The sequence below is a fragment of the Aquimarina sp. TRL1 genome (assembly GCF_013365535.1).
In the GTDB taxonomy this organism is placed as follows: Bacteria; Bacteroidota; Bacteroidia; order Flavobacteriales; family Flavobacteriaceae; genus Aquimarina; species Aquimarina hainanensis.
This window is the reverse complement of record NZ_CP053590.1, coordinates 1,417,677-1,435,331: the sequence shown is the minus strand read 5'-3', so window position 1 is coordinate 1,435,331 and position 17,655 is coordinate 1,417,677. Positions and strand designations below refer to the sequence as shown.

Genomic DNA, 17,655 nt, shown 5'->3' with positions numbered 1-17,655 from the left:
ATTCTCTTTCTGTTATTAGAATTTATAACTCATTCCCAAAGAGAAGTTAATCCCTCTATTGTATGATCTCATAACAAGTTCTTGTGGAACGTCTCTAACCTGTTCTATTTTGTTGTCTAAAAGATTGGTTGCTTTAAGCTTAATACCTAATCGCTCGTTAAACTTTCTTTCTAAAATAAGATCGAGGTTAGCAAATGATTTTTGAACCGTATTGTTATTAAAGTTAGAACCAATACCATATACCTTGTCTGCTTGATAAGAGAAAACAAGAGTTGCTAAAAATTCTTTTTTGTCTACAATGTGTCTGTAAGAAATATCACTGTTAATCAATAGTGGAGCAGCACCTTCTAATTCAGATTCCTCTTCTGTAACAGAGATCCCTTGTTCCTGAAGTTCTTCAGCATCCTTGAACTTTAGGTTTGTGTACATATAAGTTGCATTGGCACCAAAAGTTACCTTTTGCACTTTTTCAGATGTGTCGTCTTCCAGGGTGTATAAGTTTTTCTTTATTTCTACTTCTACCCCTGCGATGGTAGCATCTCCAAGGTTTGCATAAGTAAAGTTTCTGTCTGCAGCAGAGATACGCTCGATTCTGTTGATTGCTTCATTGATTTGTTTTCCAAAGATAGTGGCAGATATAAGTTCGTCTTTTTTAGGGTATGTTTCCCATTTTAGATCAATATTATAGTTGTCCGAAGGTTTTAAGTCTGGGTTCCCTGACTCCAGATAATCAATTCCTTCATATACGAAAGGAGCTACTTCTTTAAATTGTGGATACGTATATGTCTGACTGGCAGCTAGTCGAAGGATGTGTTTTTCAGATACGTTGTATTTTAGGTTCAAAGATGGAAGGACATAAGTATTATCAATATGTAATGGTCCTCCGTTTTCATCATTAGAGTTGGTTAGGTTTGTTAACCATTCTACTTCCATTTTTATATCTTCGAATTTACCTCCGATATTTACAAAGAAACGGTCACTGATTTTGTAATCTAATCCTATGGATGCAGATTGGATGGTTTTGCCTCCATTGTAAGTAAATGGATCTAATGCATTGTCTCCTGATCCGAATCCTGTAGTGAATCTAAAAACATTGTTGTCTATTGCTTCTTGGTTAAGCGTTGCTTCTAGATTGTTTGGATCGACTGCTGTAGGTTTTGATAAGTTGTAGTCGAAATAGATTGCTTCAAAATCTCGTTGCGTATTTCTGTATGTATAGTCAAAAGTTACTTTTCCTTTATTTTCATCAGGAATTCGGTTTCCTAAGTATCTGGATAAAGATACCTTTGCTGTGATATCATCTTCTTTCAGGTTGTGATAATATCTACTATTGTTTCTAGGGGTTCCAGAAGCTAATAATGTTGTTTCATCAGCTGTGTTAATGATGAAAATATTTTTCTTTCGGTTTGGTTCATCGTTTTTTACAATATTATAAGATGCTCCAAGGTTTAGGTCGTATGATTCTCCTAGTTTGTGCTCTGATAATAGTTGGTTTACTGCTAATAGATTCTGAGATTGGGTTTGTTGTACCACTCTGGCAAGCTCATTTTCATTATCAGCTACATCAGGTTTTGTTCCTAGGTAGTCTTGCACTTTTTGATCATTAGATTGTACTAAAAGAGCATTGTATGAAATTTTGTTATTAGGATTGATTTTATAGGTGAAATTCCCCATTGCTACTTTAGTACTGGCATATTTAAACTCTTTTGCCTCAGGATAATTACTTCCAAAAGTTCCATCATTATTAAAGTTTATAGAAATTCCATCTCTAAATGTATATCCACTGCTAAATGAGCCTACAAGGAAAGCTGAAAAAGATCCTTCTTCTCCAACGTCATACTTTTTTCCCCAGTTTACAGATGCTCCCAGATTTAATGGGGTAACTCCTGATTTATTTGTAGCCAGGTTGTCATCAAATGGGTATACAGTCAAGTCTGTAACCTGATGTGTCGTATGATCTGCAAAACCAATCCAATTTGCTCCATCTATAGTTTGAAATTCTCCTACCCCTATGGTTTGTGAGTTAAAACCGCTAGAGATCCCTACAGTAAGTCCTCCTTTACCTTGAAGAACTTTACTGTTTATATTGATATTTGCTCCTGCAGCATCTCCTGTTTGCGAATAAGAAAAAGCCTTGCTTACACTTAGGTTTTGGATTACATCTGTTGGGAAAAGATCCAAAGAAATGTTTTTATTTGCAGGGTCATTTGAAGGTAAAGGAAGGTTGTTTAACGTAGTCGCATTGTACCTGTCACCAAGTCCTCTTACATATACTTTATTACTTCCTTCCTGCTTGGCAACTCCGGAAATTTTAGTAGCTGCTGCAGTAGCATCACTAACTCCTTTTCGCGATAATTCCTGTGCTCCGATCTTTTGTTCAATCTTTACAGCATTTTTTTGTTCTAAAAGTAAGGCTTCTTCCTTTTCCTTACTGGTTTCTACTTTGATTAGTACTTCTTCTAACGCAGCTGCTGTAGCACCTAGTTTTGTATCAATAACAACATTTTTTCCTGCTTCTACAACTACATTTGGTATTGTTACTGTTTCGTATCCCGTGAAACTAAACTCTACTATATATGTTCCAACAGGGATGTTGTCAATAGTATACTTTCCATCGAAATCTGTTGCAGTACCAATCGTTGTTCCCTTAAGTACAACATTAGCAAAAGGCAAAGGAGAATCATTGGATTCCTTATCTGTAATCATTCCGCTTATTGATCCTTTCTCCTGAGCAAAAAGTATCCCGACAAATAAGCATGCCAGGAAAGTAGTGATTTTTTTCATTTTTTGTTTTCTGAAATTTGGTGCAAAGAACCATAGTAACTGTTAAGTGGGTGTTACTCGAACATTAAATATGCATCACTTTAATGTTATTGAATTGTTACCCAGGTAATAGTGATTATATACAAAGAGAGGTGTAAGGAGGAGTACTGTTTTGATTTACAGGGAAGAAAGATGTTTTCTAGGAGCTTGAAAGTAGTGAAGAGTTGTTATTGAGAACCAGACTAAATTGTAAACAAAATGTTAAAAAATAAAGAGTTTGCAAAATTAAAACAGCCATTATATCGATATAATGGCTGTTTTAATTTTTTATGTACGCGTATACTTATATAAGTATGCGCGTATAGCATATGTAATAGTAATGTAGGCTTGGGGGTATATTATTGGTTATTGTAGTTAACAACAACATTATTCTTATCTGACCAGGTTGTGGCAGATGCTATCTTGTTATCAGTATAATTTACTTCAGATAATTTGTCTTCATTCCAGAAAAACCATTTTCCTGTTTTTATACCGTTATTATATTGTCCCATGGAGATCTTTTTTCCCGTAGCGTCATAAGAGACCCATTTTCCATGTAATTTTTTGTTCTTGTAAAACCCTTCTTGGCGTACTTGCCCGTTATCATGATAGAAAGTTCCCTTTATAAGATCTCCCTGTTTTTCAAAAGTAGGTTTTGTCTCCTGTGCAAATAAAGCAACAGAGCATAATAATGTTATTGAGGTGATAATTCTTTTCATTGCTGTCATTGTTAATACATTAATCGTCATTTATCTGATTATAAAAGTAATAAATATTTTACATAAAATCAATGTTTTGATAACATTAAATTAACATTGAAGTTTTAATGTGCTGATTGTTAGTGTTTAGTGTTTCTTGTTTTTTGTAAAAATGAAGTTGTTTTATTCTTAAAAGAGCGTGCTATTTTAGAGCAGTTTTTTTGTTACCAGAAGATAAATGGACTTAATTGTTTCTTAACATCTTTAACGTTAGTTTAAAGTTTGGGTAACATACAGAAGGCAGGAATAAAATAGTTTTGTCGAATCATATGATTGACATGTAGTTCAAAGAATCGTATTAGTTTTTGTCGACTTGGATTTTTGAAATACGAGGCTGACTAGGCCAGTCAGCCTTTTTTTATGCCTAAAAACTTCAAGGTGTGTTTTTTTGCGGTTTTTCTGTAAGATAATCTTTATAAAATATTTAGTTAACATTTAGTTAACATGAATGTTGGTTATTTGCCTCCGACAAAAACTAATACTTGATAAATGAGATTATTAACTACACTTGTAGTAGGGCTCTTGTGTGCTATTTCTTCGATACAAGGTCAGGAAGCTTCTACAAAATTTGGAAAAGGAATTTTAAACGTAGTAGCAAAAGATAGCTCCTGGAGTGTGAAATTTGCTCCCAGAATGCAATTTCTTTCAACTTCTTCATGGGATATAGATAATGGAGATATAGGGAAGTTAGAATCCAACTTTTTGGTACGTCGTGCTCGATTAAAGTTTAATGGTTTTGCATATTCTCCAAAGCTTCAATATAAGATAGAATTAGGACTTTCTAACAGGGATCTTTCCGGAGGATCAGAATTTACGGGAGATACTCCCAGATATATATTGGACGCTGTAGTAAAATGGAATTTTTATGAAAATTTTGTTTTGTGGGTTGGTCAGACAAAACTTCCTGGAAACAGAGAGCGTGTCATTTCTTCTGGTAATATGCAGTTAGTAGACCGCTCCAGGTTGAACAGCAGGTTTAATATTGATCGTGATATGGGACTTCAATTACGACACCATTTTAATATCTCAGATAACTTTATCATTAGAGAAGCTATTGCAGTTTCTCAGGGAGAAGGTAGAAATGTGACTACTGGAAATTTGGGAGGTCATCAATATACTGCCAAGGTAGAATTGTTGCCTTTTGGGAAGTTCAAAGGAAAAGGAGATTATAAAGGAGGAGATCTGAAAAGAGAGGAAACTCCAAAGTTGGCATTTGCTGCAGCATATGATTATAATAGTAATGCAGTGAAAACAAGAAGTAATATGGGGGATTATATGCGAACACAGACAGGGTTTTATGAAACTGATATTCAAACTGTTTTTGTAGATGCGATGTTTAAGTATAAAGGTTTTTCTTTTATGGGAGAATTTGCAGATAGAGATGCAGATGAGCCAGTTGCGGTAGACGAAAATGGAACGGAAACCGGTGATGTTGTACAGGTTGGAAATGCATTGAATATGCAGGCAGGGTACCTGCTAAAAAATAATTGGGAGATTGCAGGAAGATATACTTCTGTTAATTTTGATAAGGAAGTGAATAAATTAATAGAAGAACAGTATACATTAGGGATTTCAAAGTATATTGCGGGGCATAACTTAAAAGTTCAATCTGATCTTAGTTATACTACGATTGGAGGAAAAGGGAATGGTTTACTGTTTAGAATACAAATGGATATTCATTTGTAGGAAAATACGTTCTATAACAGGGACATAACAATAAGGTAACATTGAACTAGAAATTGATTGTAATATTTGCATTTTAAAAATAATTAGATGAGTGACATTTACATTTTAATGATTGTTGCGCTGGCTATTTTGGCAGTGGCAGATCTAGTGGTTGGGGTCAGTAATGACGCTGTGAACTTTCTGAACTCTGCCATAGGTTCTAAGGCAATATCGTTCAGAACGATAATGATCGTTGCAAGTATAGGGATTGCTGCGGGAGCTATTTTTTCCAGTGGTTTGATGGAAGTGGCGAGGAAAGGGATTTTTGTTCCCGGAGAATTTTATTTTGATGAGATTATGATCATTTTCATGGCTGTAATGATCACAGATATATTATTACTGGATTTTTTTAATACCCTGGGGATGCCTACATCCACAACGGTATCGATTGTATTTGAATTGTTAGGAGCAGCAGTATGTGTTGCTTTGATTAAGATCGGAGCAGATTCTTCTTTGACAACCTCTGATTTGGGGCATTTTATAAATACAAAAAAAGCAACTCAGATTATTTCGGGGATTCTTCTTTCTGTTGCAGTTGCCTTTTCTGTAGGAGCCATTGTGCAATATGTAACCAGATTATTGCTGTCTTTTCAGTTTGAGAAAAAAGCAAAATGGGTTGGTGCCTTATTCGGAGGAATTGCCTTAACAGCTATTCTGTACTTTATTTTTATAAAAGGTATTAAAGGAACTAGCTATGCAAAATCAATTGTAGATGTTATATATAGTGGAGGTGCAAGTGGATTATTAGATTGGGCGAATGATTTTTTCTCTACCTCTTTTGAGTCGGTGAAAGAATTGGCTAAAGCGAAAAAAGATTTTGTAAAAATCAGTGAAGAAGCAGGAACTGTTTCTCTTACACTAAGAGGGTTATTAGAGATATATGTTTTGCCAATAGTAGGGATTGGATTTGTAATTTTATCTGCATTGTCCTACTTATTGATAAGCGTTTTTAAAATCGATATTTATAAGATTATCATAATTGTAGGGACATTTGCGTTGGCATTGGCTTTTGCAGGGAATGATTTGGTAAACTTTATTGGAGTTCCTGTGGCAGCATGGCAATCATACGAAGCCTGGTCTGCTTCTGGAGTACCGGCGCATGAGTTTTCGATGGCTATTCTTGGTAAGAAAGTGGATACACCTACCTTACTGTTATTTGGAGCAGGATTGGTAATGGTATTGACATTGTGGTTTTCTAAGAAAGCCAGATATGTAGCAGAAACAGAGATTAACCTTTCTAGAGAAGGGGAATCCAGAGAACGTTTTACACCTAATTTCTTGTCCAGAGGAGTTGTTCGTGGTGCAATGTTAATGTCTCAGTACGCATCAGCAATACTACCGGCTTCAGTACAGGCGAAAATCGAAAAACAATTTGAGAAACCGGTTATTGCCATTGCCAAGGACAAAAAATATGAAATGCCGGCTTTTGATAAAGTAAGAGCAGCAGTAAACCTAATGGTAGCGGGAGTATTGATCTCTATAGCAACTTCTATGAAATTGCCATTATCTACTACCTATGTTACTTTTATGGTGGCCATGGGTACCTCTTTATCAGATAGGGCCTGGGGCAGTGAAAGTGCTGTATACCGAGTTGCCGGAGTATTTAATGTGATCGGAGGGTGGTTCTTTACAGCCTTTATCGCTTTTGTGGCATCTGCTACACTAGCTTTCCTGATTCATTTAGGAGGAACGGTAATGATTGCAATCCTATTGTTGATTGCTGTTGTGTTATTGGTAAGAAATACGCTGAATTACAGAAAGAGAGCGAAAGCAGAAAAAGAGGAAGATCGATTGAAGAAATCTGAAAGTAGTTCTGTTCAGGGTGTTATAGAAGAAAGTGCAGATAATATTAAGTCCTTTGTGAATAGAGCGAACAAGATTTATGGAAATACACTAGAGAGTCTTATAAAATATGATCTGATCGCTTTGAAAAAGACTAAAAAAGGAATTTCGAAACTAGATGCAGAAGTAGAAGAATTAAGAGATAATATTTTCTATTTCATTAAGAATCTCGATGAATCTAGTGTAAGCGCCAGTAACTTCTATATTACGATTTTAGGGTATATTCAGGACATTACACAATCCCTGGAATATATTACAAAATCAGGACATAAACATGTGAATAATAATCATAAAAAGCTTAGATTTAATCAGATAAAAGATCTGAAAGAAATTGATGTGCAAGTGAATGATTTATTTGGAAAAATAAAAAGGATCTTCGACACCCGGGATTTTGATCATATTGATACGATTATCAATGAAAAACAAGAATTGTATGATCGATTAAATCAAAAAATAGACAAACAAGTAGCGAGAACACGTACTGAAGAAAACAGTCCTAAGAATACGACTTTATACTTTGGCTTGTTGTTAGAAACTAAAGATTTGATTACTGCGACAATGAACCTGCTAGAGACCTACAGAGGACATAAGGAGTAATAAGATCCTAGATACTATAAAAGCAAAAGCCAAGTGTTTTTTTAACATTTGGCTTTTTTTTATCTTTATAGAATAATGCTTGATAAGATATGGATTAGGAAGATCGCTAAGTACTGAATAGAGGAGGTTCTTAGAAAGGGATAAGGAAATATTAAGTTAATGTTATATATAAAGAGCCTTATGTTAGTATATTGTTACTAAGTGTATAGAAGTGTGTATACTTCGTATTAAATAGTATATTTATCACTGGATGTGTGTAATCAAAAAACACTATGAATATAAAAGATATTACGATATTATTAGTAGATGATGAGCCTGATATTTTAGAGATTGTAGGATATAATCTCACTGCAGAAGGATATAATGTGATTACTGCAGAGAATGGTCTCGAAGCTATTAAAGTAGCAAAGAAAAAAAAGCCACAGTTGATTATTTTAGATGTAATGATGCCAGAGATGGATGGTATAGAAGCGTGTGAACAAATCCGTAAATTACCAGAATTACAAGATACTTTAATTACATTTTTGACAGCGAGAGGGGAAGATTATTCGCAGGTGGCAGGATTTGAATCTGGAGCAGATGACTATATCACAAAGCCGATTCGTCCAAAAGTTTTAGTGAGCAAGGTAAAAGCTTTATTGCGAAGACTGAAAGAAGAAGAAGCTGTCGTCAATGTGGTCAAAATAGGAGATCTGGAAATCAATAGAGACGAATATAAAGTCGTAAAAGATAAAAGAGAGATTGTGCTTCCAAGAAAAGAGTTTGAACTTTTATCCCTGTTAGCTTCAAAGCCAGGAAAAGTATTCAAAAGAGAAGATATTCTCGATCGGGTATGGGGAAATGAAGTAATTGTAGGAGGAAGAACTATCGATGTACATATTAGAAAACTTAGAGAGAAAATAGGAGATAACAGCTTTAAAACAATAAAAGGCGTAGGATATAAGTTTGTAGTATAATGGCAGATAATTTTAAAAAGTCGTATAAGTTTGCGCTTATTACGTCTTTGTATATCACTATATCATTAACGCTCATCATGAGCGTTTTTTTATATTTCTTTTCAGAAATAACCTTTTGGGTTTTGATTAGTATTGCCATAAGTATTTATGTAGCAGTATTTTTTATTATTCAGTACAGGACTGAAAAATTTATCTATACCAGGGTAAAAAAAATATATGATGAAGTAGAACTCTTGGATTCGGAAACGGTAGGGGAAACTCCTGTGACAACTAATATGGATACTTTAATCCTCGAGGTGGAGAAATTCGCAAAAAACAGAAAAACAGAAATAGAAAGCCTCAAAGTAAGAGAGGCATATAGAAAAGAATTTATAGGGAATGTTTCTCATGAACTGAAAACACCATTATTTACAGTTCAGGGATATATTCTGACGTTGTTGGATGGTGCTATGGAAGATCCTGTTATTAGAGAGAAGTATCTAAATAGAGCCGCTAAAGGAGTAGAACGACTCATCTATATAGTAAAAGATCTGGATATGATAACCAAGCTGGAAGCGGGAGACCTGAATCTTAATTATACCAATTTTGATATTGTAGAGCTGGTGCAGAGTGTTTTTGATTTGTATGAGATGAAAGCTTCTCAGAAAAATATTGTCCTGACTTTTGATATGAAGTATTTAGAGCCTGTGATTGTTCATGCGGATAAGGAAAAAATACAGCAGGTGCTTTCTAATTTAGTAGTCAATTCGATTAAGTATGGAAAGGAAGACGGAACTACAGAAGTAAGTATAGAAAACCTGATCAGAAATAAAGTTATTGTTCGGGTAACAGATAATGGAGAGGGAATAGCCCAGGGTCATATCCCCAGATTATTTGAACGCTTCTATAGAGTAAATAAAAGTGGTTCCAGAAAAGAAGGAGGATCTGGTCTTGGGCTGGCAATCGTTAAGCATATTATAGAAGCTCATCATGAGCGAATCTATGTAGAAAGCGATTACCGGGTAGGAAGTGAATTCTCATTTACGCTGGAACGGGTTAAACAATTCCCGGTAGTTGATATCAGTACTAAAACACCGTAATCCTTTATAGTGATTGATATCTTGTAATTTTTGAAGTGTAAATTCATCTTGAGAGCAACTGGGAACAATTTTGTTCTCACATAAAATCTTGGCTAAGTATTCTTGTTCGAATTGTCCGGGTGTAGGAATAAAGAAAGCCTTTTTCTTTAGTTTTGCCAGGTCCATAATCGTAGTGTATCCAGATCGGGAAATAATTAATTTGCTGTTATTGATAGCATCCTGAAGTGTATTTCCTGTGAGATAATTATGGACTGTAATATTGTTTTCGGTATAAGAACGGTGTTCTTCTTCTATAAGCCCTTTAACAAAAACAATTTTTTTATCACTCTGCTTGAATTCTTTTATAAGCTTTTCTTCCAGTAGACTGCGTTGCGGTTCCGGTCCGGAAAGCAAAATCATGATGTCGTATTTTTTAGGAAGGTTTTCATGAGTAAACCTGCTCAGGGGACCTAAATAGGTGATGGGGATATAACTTTTTTTAGGATGGCCCAGTTCTCCGCTGAGATTAGGAGATCCAGCCATATCAGGAACCCAGCAAGAGTCAAATTTTTTAATGTATTTGTTGTGGATTTTGGTACTGATTGCAGTGGTTTTTCCACTTAGTACGGTAAGTTGGTGTGTAATAAAAACAGAAGGGAGGCTTTTATGGCGTACCCCCAGTCGATTGTCAGAAATAATCCCGCAAAAATCGCCTGATGAAATAATCTCTTTCGTAGCCTTTTTCTCTTCTTTTATTGCCCGGGCAATTTTAGGCGTATTAAGAAGCATTTTAAGTTTGAAGTGATTGGCTTTTTTTGAATACGTTACATCGTATGAAGGAAGCTCCTTCATTTCTAGGGTCGGGAATTCTTTTTTTAAAAGCGATAAAGCAACTCCATCAGATGCAATAACAGGAGAAAAACCTTCAGACAATAAAGCATTCACGATAGGAATACATCGTGTAGCATGACCTAGTCCCCAGTTCAGAGGGGCAACGAGTACTTTTTTATTCATAATTCACAAAAGTAATCGTATCCCTCAATGCATATATTTCCTTAATTTTACCAAAAAATTAAATTTTAGGATAAAATTAGTTTTCATAATCAGAAGAATAAAAGAAAAAGTTTCTTTGTAAGAAAAAAGTAGAAACCCTAAATCAGGTAATCTGACAATAAAAAAGTAATCAGTGGGAAGTAAGAATAAACTAAAACGGTTTAATGAGAATAAAACATTCGTCAATGTAGTCGAACCGACAAGAGAAGAGGTTCTAAATAACGAATTGGGATATAAAGGAGCGTGGAGTAAGAAATTTTTTAAGAATGATCATCCGATTGTTTTGGAGTTAGGATGTGGTAAGGGAGAGTATACTGTTGGTCTGGCCAAGAGATTTCCGGAAAAAAACTTTATAGGCATTGATATTAAAGGAGCGCGTTTCTGGAGAGGTGCTAAAACCGCTATAGAAGATAAAATGGATAATGTAGGATTTATCAGAACTCAGATAGAATTGGTAGATCATATTTTTGAACCGGGAGAAGTTGATGAAATATGGATTACATTTCCAGATCCTCAGATCAAATACAAAAGAACAAAGCACCGTCTTACGAATAGTGTTTTTCTAAAGCGATATCACAAAATATTGAAAAAAGAAGGAATCGTACACCTAAAAACCGATAGTGAATTTATGCATGGATACACATTGGGATTACTTCATGGAGAAGGACATGAAGTGTTATATGCGAACCATAATGTATATCATAATGAAGGAGCTCCAGAAGAAGTAACCTCCTTACAGACTTTTTATGAAAAACAATATTTGGAACAGGACAAAGCCATCACCTATATTCAGTTTAAGATTAGAGATGATAAAGCATGATAATAGAAACCTTTAAGCTTTTTGGAGTCACGTTTATAGCTTCTCTCATTGGAGTTATTCCTCCGGGATTAGTTAATATGACCGTGGCGAGAACATGTCTCGAAAGAGGAAAGAAAAATGGAATGCTGGTAGCAATTGGAGCCAGCGTCATTGTTTTTCTTCAGGCGCTTATTGCGATTCTACTGGCAAAATATATTTTCAATAACCCATTTGTGAACAATATATTACTGCGTACAGGAGCAGTAGTCTTTCTGTTAATGGCAATATACTTTTTTGTAAAAGCAAAACAAAAAGATGTTAAAATAAAAGTATATGAACATGCCCATAGAAGAAGCTTTTTCAAAGGGGTCATGATGTCAACTATAAACGTTTTGCCGATTCCATACTTTTGTGCTGTGGCAGCAGGAATGAGTGTGAATGGAAAAATAGAATACGATAGTACCAGAGTATTTGTATTTTCAATGGCAGCAGCTTTGGGAACATTTGCGACATTATATGCATATGTAGTGTCCTTTCTCAAAATAGAAAAGAAAACAGAGACCATCACTAAGTATTCCAATTATTTTATGGGAGTACTTATGTTATTACTAGTAATCATTACAACCATTAGAATTATTTACACTTGGAGATAGCAAAAAACGACAATTTTTTTGAAAGGGTTTATGAAGTAGCGAGACTGATTCCAATAGGAAGAGTAACCTCATATGGTGCAATTGCCAAATACCTGGGAGCTGCCAGAAGTGCTCGTATGGTCGGATGGGCGATGAATGGATCTGGGGTAAAAGAAGATGTACCGGCGCATAGGGTAGTAAATAGAAAAGGAATATTAACGGGGAAGCATCATTTTAAAGGAACAAATTTGATGCAGCAATTGTTAGAAAGCGAAGGAATTGTAGTAGAAGATAATCAAATAGTGGATTTTGAAAAAGTGTTTTGGGACCCTATGAAAGAGTTGTAATAAACTTAAAAATAAAGACTGACCCCATATCGTGATATAAAAAGAACCAGAAGCGTTATTGTCAGGAGTAATTTATATATAAATCATTTCAATAATCTTGTTTTATAATCTTAACTTTTCACGTTATCTTTGTAGTCTTAGTGGATCATTGGAAGATTTATTTTTGGAAAAAGGAAACAAAAAATGAAGCTAGAAAAAGCAGCTATTTTAAAAGCATTAGAATCCATCACTGTAGCCGGAGAAGGTAAGAATATGGTAGAAAGTGGTGTTGTGAAAAATGTAATTACTTTTGGAGATGAAGTTATTGTTGATATCACATTATCGACCCCGGCTTTACATATCAAAAAAAGAGCAGAAGTAGACATCATGAAAGTAATTCATGAAAAAGTATACGAAAAAGCCAAAGTTAAGGTAAATGTTAAAGTAGAAGCTCCACCAAAACCAGAGGTGAATCAAATCAAGGGCAAACCGATTCCCGGAATTAAAAATATTATAGCAGTAGCTTCAGGAAAAGGAGGGGTAGGAAAATCTACTGTGACTTCTAATCTGGCAGTTACCTTAGCAAAAATGGGGTTCAAGGTAGGGTTGTTAGATGCAGATATTTACGGTCCTTCTTCCCCAATTATGTTTGATGTTGCGACAGAAAGACCATTGTCAGTGACAGTAGATGGGAAATCGAAGATGAAGCCTATAGAGAATTACGGAGTAAAGATTCTTTCCATTGGATTTTTTACCCAGCCAGATCAGGCGGTAGTTTGGAGAGGACCAATGGCAGCAAAAGCATTAAATCAAATGATTTTTGATGCTGCTTGGGGAGAATTGGATTTTATGCTGATTGACCTGCCTCCAGGAACAGGGGATATTCATTTATCTATTATGCAGTCACTCCCGATTACAGGGGCTGTAGTGGTAAGTACTCCTCAGCACGTGGCATTGGCGGATGCCAGAAAAGGAGTTGCGATGTTCCAACAGGAGAGTATAAACGTTCCTGTACTGGGAATTATCGAGAATATGGCGTATTTTACACCAGCGGAATTGCCAGACAATAAATACTATATCTTCGGCCAAGAAGGAGCGAAGCACCTTTCAGAAGATCTAAAAGTACCTTTCTTAGGAGAATTACCTTTGATACAAAGTGTAAGAGAAGCTGGAGACATTGGACGTCCGGCAGCATTGCAGGTAGACACACCAGCAGAAGAAGCTTTTAATGAAATAACGAAGAACGTAGTTCAGGAAGTTGTCAATAGAAATGAAAATTTACCCCCGACTGAAATAGTAAAAATAACAACAATGGCAGGATGCTCTGCAACAAAAAAATAAAAAATGACTCCAGAAGAATTAAGAGAAAATGTAGAAAAAGCGCTAGAAGAAATCAGACCATTTCTAAAAAGTGATGGTGGTGATATTTCTTTAATTTCTATTGATGAAGACGGAAAAAAAGTAAAAGTACAATTAGAAGGTGCTTGTGTAGGATGCAGTGTTAATCAAATGACATTGAAATCTGGAGTGGAGATGACGATTAAAAAGTACGCTCCTCAGGTAGAAGAAGTAGTGAATATAGAAGGATAAAATAGTACTTTTTCCATATTTACTGAGTAACTTTATAAAGAACTGAGGTTTACCTCATAGTTCAATATTGATTACAAACCAATACCTCATGGATTTCCTTGAGGTGATTTTTCTTTTTATTCGGTAATAAAATCCGTTAGTTTTTGAGGTCCTTCCAGCGGAACTCTGATGATGCGAAGGGTTCCATCTTCTGTCGTGGCGATCTGCCATTTAATCAATGTGATTGCTCCGTTTTCTATTTCTATACCTGTAATAGATCTCGGATGAACACAACTACCATCATTAAATAAGGCGAGCTCTCCTTTTTCCGGGAACCTAGGTCGATGTGTATGACCAATTACAGTAAACTGATTATTGTTTTTTGCAATCCATTTTTTGATTCGTCGCTCTACTTTAATCGTCTCCCGATAGTTTTTGGCAGGGCTTGTAGGGTCTGCAATTCCTATTACCTGAAGAGGTTTCCATAAAACCCGAACCAGAAAACGATTAATTCTCCATCCTACATAATTTGCAAAATCTGCCTGGTGCCCATGTAATAAGAATAAGTCTTGTTGAGTATTCGAATGCCTTAAGATAACAGCTTCGTGATATGTTAAATCAGGAAACAACGGAATGTCTTTATCTACTTTCGGATCAAAATAAGAACTCAGGTTTTTTTTTACATACTTGGGATCGCGATATATCATATCGTGATTCCCCCATATCATCAATAAACGATTATCTTTATGAAATAACTGAAGCTGCTCATATACATTTTTATGAGCCTTAAATATAGTTTTGAAGTTTGAATTTTCCCACAATTCATCCCCATCCCCTAATTCGCAATAAGTAAATCCTTGTTGGTAGTAATGCTGAATTGCGTGAAAATAAATATTTCTGTTATTGGCAAAATCATCAGCAAAACTATTATCTCCTCTATGACAATCGCTAAATAAGATAAACTTAGAATCGTCATTAAAAGGAACAATTTTAGCATTTTGATATGCACGGGTTAGCCGATAATCAGAAGACATATTTTTTTTCGAATTATACCTGTAAAGATAAGAATTGAAATGGGATAAAATAATAGATTTCTCAATCCGAAAGACAAGATGATAATTGTCATTGTTATAGGAGGGGCGAATGGGTATCTTTGAGTATAGTTAACAATAAATAAAGAAGATTTATGACGATTAATATTCAATATGTTCAGATGGCTACCAGTGATACAATGTCAGAGTTTATTACTAAGAAATTAGAGAAATTAGGAGAGCGATATGATTGGATTATAAAAGCAGATGTTTTTTTCAAAAAAGAAAATGACCCTACCGGTAAAGGAAAAATTTGTGATATACAATTAAGCCTTCCGGGACCACAAATTTTTGCATCTTCTAATGAAACTAGTTTTGAGTTGGCAGGAAAAGAAACACTATCGGACTTGGAAAAGCAACTTAAAAAACGAAAAGAAGCACTAAAAGCATATTAATAGTAATATGTATAAATTCAGTACATTAGAATAGGTGGGTTAGATACACACTTTTTCGCTTTATAACGGATGTTATAGAGGTACTTTTATTAACCTTAAAAATATAAAACTATGAAGAAAATACTCGTTCCTGTAGATTTTTCGGATTTTTCGAACTATGCATTAGAAGTAGCTGCAAAATTAGCAAGAAAACATGAGGCAGAAATTATAGTATTGCATATGTTAGGACTTTCTGAAGCTGTATTTATAAAAAAAGAATCAGAAGGTGTGGAACAAGCAATGTTCTATATGAAGTTGGCAGAAAAGCGATTCGAAACATTCCTTGATCAAGACTTTTTAGAAGGTATAAAAGTAACTGAGACAATCCATAATTATAAAGCATTTCATGAAATAAATGAGGTGGCTAAAGATAATGAGGTAGACCTTATTATAATGGGGTCTCATGGTACCGGAGGTATTGAAGAAGTATTTGTAGGATCCAATACCGAAAAAGTAGTAAGAACATCAGAAGTGCCGGTATTGGTTATCAAACAGCGAAGAGAAGACTTTGAGATAAAAGATGTCGTATTTGCATGTGATTTTAAAATAGAAAACCTGAAACCGTTTTTTAACGCCCTGCAATTATTCAATACCTTAGGAGCGACAATTCATCTGGTATATATAAACTTACCAGGAGAGAATTTTTTAAGTTCTTCCCAGATAGAGAAAAGAGTTGAAGAATTTCTTCATGAGGCAGGACCAGGACATTTGGAGTACATGAAAAATATAGCTTACAGAAACGATTATTCTGTAGAAAAGGGAGTGTATGAATATAGTGTCAAAATAGATGCTGACGCCATTGCAGTGCCGACGCATGGAAGACAAGGATTGGCGCATTTCTTTGCAGGAAGTATAGGAGAAGATATTGTTAATCATGCAACATTACCAGTAGTAACCTTTAAAATCTAAATAGACTGTCCGTAGAGATAGTGCATAGTTGTCAATATAAACTCATCAGATTTAATCTTCTGATGAGTTTATTTTTTAGTACTATTTAGAAGAGAATACTTTACGCGACGATTGAGAGATAAATACTCTGAGGTTTGCTTGGGGTTAAGTTTATAATACCTTGTGTGTTTGTAGTAAGGTGGGTTGGTTATAATAGGAAAAAATAGATCATAGCAAAGAAGAAAAGGAAGGAGTAATGAGGTGTGCTATTTTTTGAATCGGAATGGTAATGCTATAAGTTCCGGTATACGATGGACAAATCACACAATCATCAAAATAAAATAAGATGGAGTCCTCAGCAATAATAAAGTTGTTTTTGTATAGGTCGAAATCTCCTTCAGATAAACTCCAGCAATCATAATACATTTCTCCGGATGAAATAGTCTCTTTGATCGTCTTATTTATGGTAGTAAAAAGTTCTTTGTCAGTATCTTTTTTAAAGAAATCACCATGAGTAATAAAAGCAGCATTGTCAGTATCAAAGTTGAGACATTCAAACATATATGAAGAGTTAGCAGCTCCTGCATAGTAATTTTCCTTATAAACGAGTATGCTTATAGTGTTATTTTTAGAAAAGTACGCCTTATAATCCAATATTCTTTTGTCTTTTGATGTCGAGGGTAATAGGGAATCACAACTACGGTTTTTATTTTCTAATATCTCATTTTCAACCTTAGAGATATTTAGATAATCTCGTTCAATACGTTTATTAAAGATACTAAAAGAAGGGTGCTCTTTTTCGTGTAGATATGGGTATTTATAATCTAGAATATATTGATCAGTTTCTTTAAAAAATGCTTTGGATAACAACATCTTCTGCAATGATAATTTATCATCTTTGATGTTGAACAGCTGTTGTTTTTTCAGAGATCTCAGTTTCTCTTTTTGAGAATTCAGATCTTTTTCTGAGAATACCTCCTGGGTTTTTATAGCCAAGCTATCAGAGGTCTCAGCTGTTTCAATAACCGGGGAGGTCAAAACGGGGCTTTTTTCAGGTGTTTTTTTCTTACAGGAGAATATACAGAGAAAAGCAAAAAAGAAAACAGTATGTTTCATAATAAACAA

The 17,655-nt window shown here is 34.9% G+C and carries 16 protein-coding genes; 11 read left to right on the top strand and 5 right to left on the bottom strand.

What is annotated here, in order from left to right:
* Positions 1-15 precede the first annotated feature (15 nt).
* Both HN014_RS05655 and HN014_RS05650 read right to left on the bottom strand, forming a co-directional pair.
* Positions 16-2,784, bottom strand: coding sequence for a TonB-dependent receptor (locus HN014_RS05655; RefSeq protein WP_176027912.1), 2,769 nt, complete (start codon positions 2,782-2,784; stop codon positions 16-18).
* A 377-nt stretch (positions 2,785-3,161) separates the two neighbouring features.
* Complete coding sequence (locus HN014_RS05650) at positions 3,162-3,521, bottom strand: toxin-antitoxin system YwqK family antitoxin (protein ID WP_176027911.1); 360 nt, start codon at positions 3,519-3,521, stop codon at positions 3,162-3,164.
* Positions 3,522-4,049: 528 nt separating this feature from the next.
* On the opposite strand from HN014_RS05650, the gene HN014_RS05645 reads away from it, so the two are divergent.
* The 4 genes from HN014_RS05645 (at position 4,050) to HN014_RS05630 (ending at position 9,759) form a co-directional block, all read left to right on the top strand.
* On the top strand, positions 4,050-5,246 hold the full coding sequence (locus tag HN014_RS05645) for a porin (protein ID WP_176027910.1): 1,197 nt from the start codon (positions 4,050-4,052) through the stop codon (positions 5,244-5,246).
* Between the two features lie 87 nt (positions 5,247-5,333).
* Positions 5,334-7,724 carry an inorganic phosphate transporter gene (locus HN014_RS05640; protein ID WP_176027909.1) on the top strand — a complete coding sequence of 797 codons (2,391 nt, stop codon included), beginning with the start codon at positions 5,334-5,336 and terminating at the stop codon, positions 7,722-7,724.
* 272 nt (positions 7,725-7,996) lie between these two features.
* Positions 7,997-8,680, top strand: coding sequence for a response regulator transcription factor (locus HN014_RS05635; protein WP_176027908.1), 684 nt, complete (start codon positions 7,997-7,999; stop codon positions 8,678-8,680).
* Positions 8,680-9,759 carry a cell wall metabolism sensor histidine kinase WalK gene (locus HN014_RS05630; protein ID WP_176027907.1) on the top strand — a complete coding sequence of 360 codons (1,080 nt, stop codon included), beginning with the start codon at positions 8,680-8,682 and terminating at the stop codon, positions 9,757-9,759. Before HN014_RS05635 ends, HN014_RS05630 begins: the two co-directional genes overlap by 1 nt.
* Here HN014_RS05630 and HN014_RS05625 read toward each other — a convergent pair.
* Entirely contained in the window at positions 9,697-10,752 is a 1,056-nt protein-coding gene (locus HN014_RS05625; protein ID WP_176027906.1) for a glycosyltransferase, read from the bottom strand. The two genes, HN014_RS05630 and HN014_RS05625, sit on opposite strands and share 63 nt — an antisense overlap.
* A 172-nt stretch (positions 10,753-10,924) precedes the next feature.
* Here HN014_RS05625 and trmB point away from each other — a divergent pair, with 172 nt between their 5' ends.
* The 5 genes from trmB to HN014_RS05600 all read left to right on the top strand — a co-directional run bounded on the left by trmB (position 10,925) and on the right by HN014_RS05600 (position 14,138).
* Positions 10,925-11,611 (top strand): tRNA (guanosine(46)-N7)-methyltransferase TrmB, encoded by a 687-nt coding sequence (gene trmB, locus HN014_RS05620; protein ID WP_176027905.1) that lies wholly within the window; start codon positions 10,925-10,927, stop codon positions 11,609-11,611.
* Positions 11,608-12,243: a LysE family translocator gene (locus HN014_RS05615; RefSeq protein WP_368660069.1), complete on the top strand. Its 636-nt coding sequence runs from the start codon at positions 11,608-11,610 to the stop codon at positions 12,241-12,243. The genes trmB and HN014_RS05615 overlap by 4 nt, the downstream gene beginning before the upstream one ends.
* Positions 12,240-12,569 (top strand): MGMT family protein, encoded by a 330-nt coding sequence (locus tag HN014_RS05610; RefSeq protein ID WP_176031044.1) that lies wholly within the window; start codon positions 12,240-12,242, stop codon positions 12,567-12,569. Before HN014_RS05615 ends, HN014_RS05610 begins: the two co-directional genes overlap by 4 nt.
* A 183-nt stretch (positions 12,570-12,752) precedes the next feature.
* Entirely contained in the window at positions 12,753-13,889 is a 1,137-nt protein-coding gene (locus HN014_RS05605; protein WP_176027904.1) for an Mrp/NBP35 family ATP-binding protein, read from the top strand.
* A 3-nt stretch (positions 13,890-13,892) separates the two neighbouring features.
* The gene (locus HN014_RS05600; RefSeq protein WP_176027903.1) at positions 13,893-14,138 is read left to right on the top strand and encodes a NifU family protein; all 246 of its coding nucleotides are present in this window, start codon (positions 13,893-13,895) and stop codon (positions 14,136-14,138) included.
* A 116-nt stretch (positions 14,139-14,254) separates the two neighbouring features.
* Here HN014_RS05600 and HN014_RS05595 read toward each other — a convergent pair whose 3' ends face one another.
* Positions 14,255-15,151, bottom strand: a complete 897-nt coding sequence (locus tag HN014_RS05595) for a metallophosphoesterase family protein (protein WP_176027902.1) — start codon at positions 15,149-15,151, stop codon at positions 14,255-14,257.
* A 152-nt stretch (positions 15,152-15,303) separates the two neighbouring features.
* Here HN014_RS05595 and raiA point away from each other — a divergent pair, with 152 nt between their 5' ends.
* Both raiA and HN014_RS05585 read left to right on the top strand, forming a co-directional pair.
* A complete protein-coding gene (gene raiA / locus HN014_RS05590; RefSeq protein ID WP_176027901.1) occupies positions 15,304-15,603 on the top strand; it encodes a ribosome-associated translation inhibitor RaiA in 300 nt (99 codons plus the stop codon).
* Between the two features lie 111 nt (positions 15,604-15,714).
* The gene (locus HN014_RS05585) at positions 15,715-16,551 is read left to right on the top strand and encodes a universal stress protein (protein ID WP_176027900.1); all 837 of its coding nucleotides are present in this window, start codon (positions 15,715-15,717) and stop codon (positions 16,549-16,551) included.
* A gap of 207 nt (positions 16,552-16,758) precedes the next feature.
* On the opposite strand, the gene HN014_RS05580 is transcribed toward HN014_RS05585, so the two are convergent.
* Positions 16,759-17,646 carry a DUF3298 and DUF4163 domain-containing protein gene (locus tag HN014_RS05580; RefSeq protein ID WP_176027899.1) on the bottom strand — a complete coding sequence of 296 codons (888 nt, stop codon included), beginning with the start codon at positions 17,644-17,646 and terminating at the stop codon, positions 16,759-16,761.
* Positions 17,647-17,655 lie beyond the last annotated feature (9 nt).

Coding starts and splice junctions, on each gene's coding strand:
- HN014_RS05655 (WP_176027912.1), bottom strand. CDS start 2,784: ATGAAAAAAATCACTACTTTCCTGGCATGCTTATTTGTCGGGATACTT.
- HN014_RS05650 (WP_176027911.1), bottom strand. CDS start 3,521: ATGAAAAGAATTATCACCTCAATAACATTATTATGCTCTGTTGCTTTA.
- HN014_RS05645 (WP_176027910.1), top strand. CDS start 4,050: ATGAGATTATTAACTACACTTGTAGTAGGGCTCTTGTGTGCTATTTCT.
- HN014_RS05640 (WP_176027909.1), top strand. CDS start 5,334: ATGAGTGACATTTACATTTTAATGATTGTTGCGCTGGCTATTTTGGCA.
- HN014_RS05635 (WP_176027908.1), top strand. CDS start 7,997: ATGAATATAAAAGATATTACGATATTATTAGTAGATGATGAGCCTGAT.
- HN014_RS05630 (WP_176027907.1), top strand. CDS start 8,680: ATGGCAGATAATTTTAAAAAGTCGTATAAGTTTGCGCTTATTACGTCT.
- HN014_RS05625 (WP_176027906.1), bottom strand. CDS start 10,752: ATGAATAAAAAAGTACTCGTTGCCCCTCTGAACTGGGGACTAGGTCAT.
- HN014_RS05615 (WP_368660069.1), top strand. CDS start 11,608: ATGATAATAGAAACCTTTAAGCTTTTTGGAGTCACGTTTATAGCTTCT.
- HN014_RS05605 (WP_176027904.1), top strand. CDS start 12,753: ATGAAGCTAGAAAAAGCAGCTATTTTAAAAGCATTAGAATCCATCACT.
- HN014_RS05600 (WP_176027903.1), top strand. CDS start 13,893: ATGACTCCAGAAGAATTAAGAGAAAATGTAGAAAAAGCGCTAGAAGAA.
- HN014_RS05595 (WP_176027902.1), bottom strand. CDS start 15,151: ATGTCTTCTGATTATCGGCTAACCCGTGCATATCAAAATGCTAAAATT.
- raiA (WP_176027901.1), top strand. CDS start 15,304: ATGACGATTAATATTCAATATGTTCAGATGGCTACCAGTGATACAATG.
- HN014_RS05585 (WP_176027900.1), top strand. CDS start 15,715: ATGAAGAAAATACTCGTTCCTGTAGATTTTTCGGATTTTTCGAACTAT.
- HN014_RS05580 (WP_176027899.1), bottom strand. CDS start 17,646: ATGAAACATACTGTTTTCTTTTTTGCTTTTCTCTGTATATTCTCCTGT.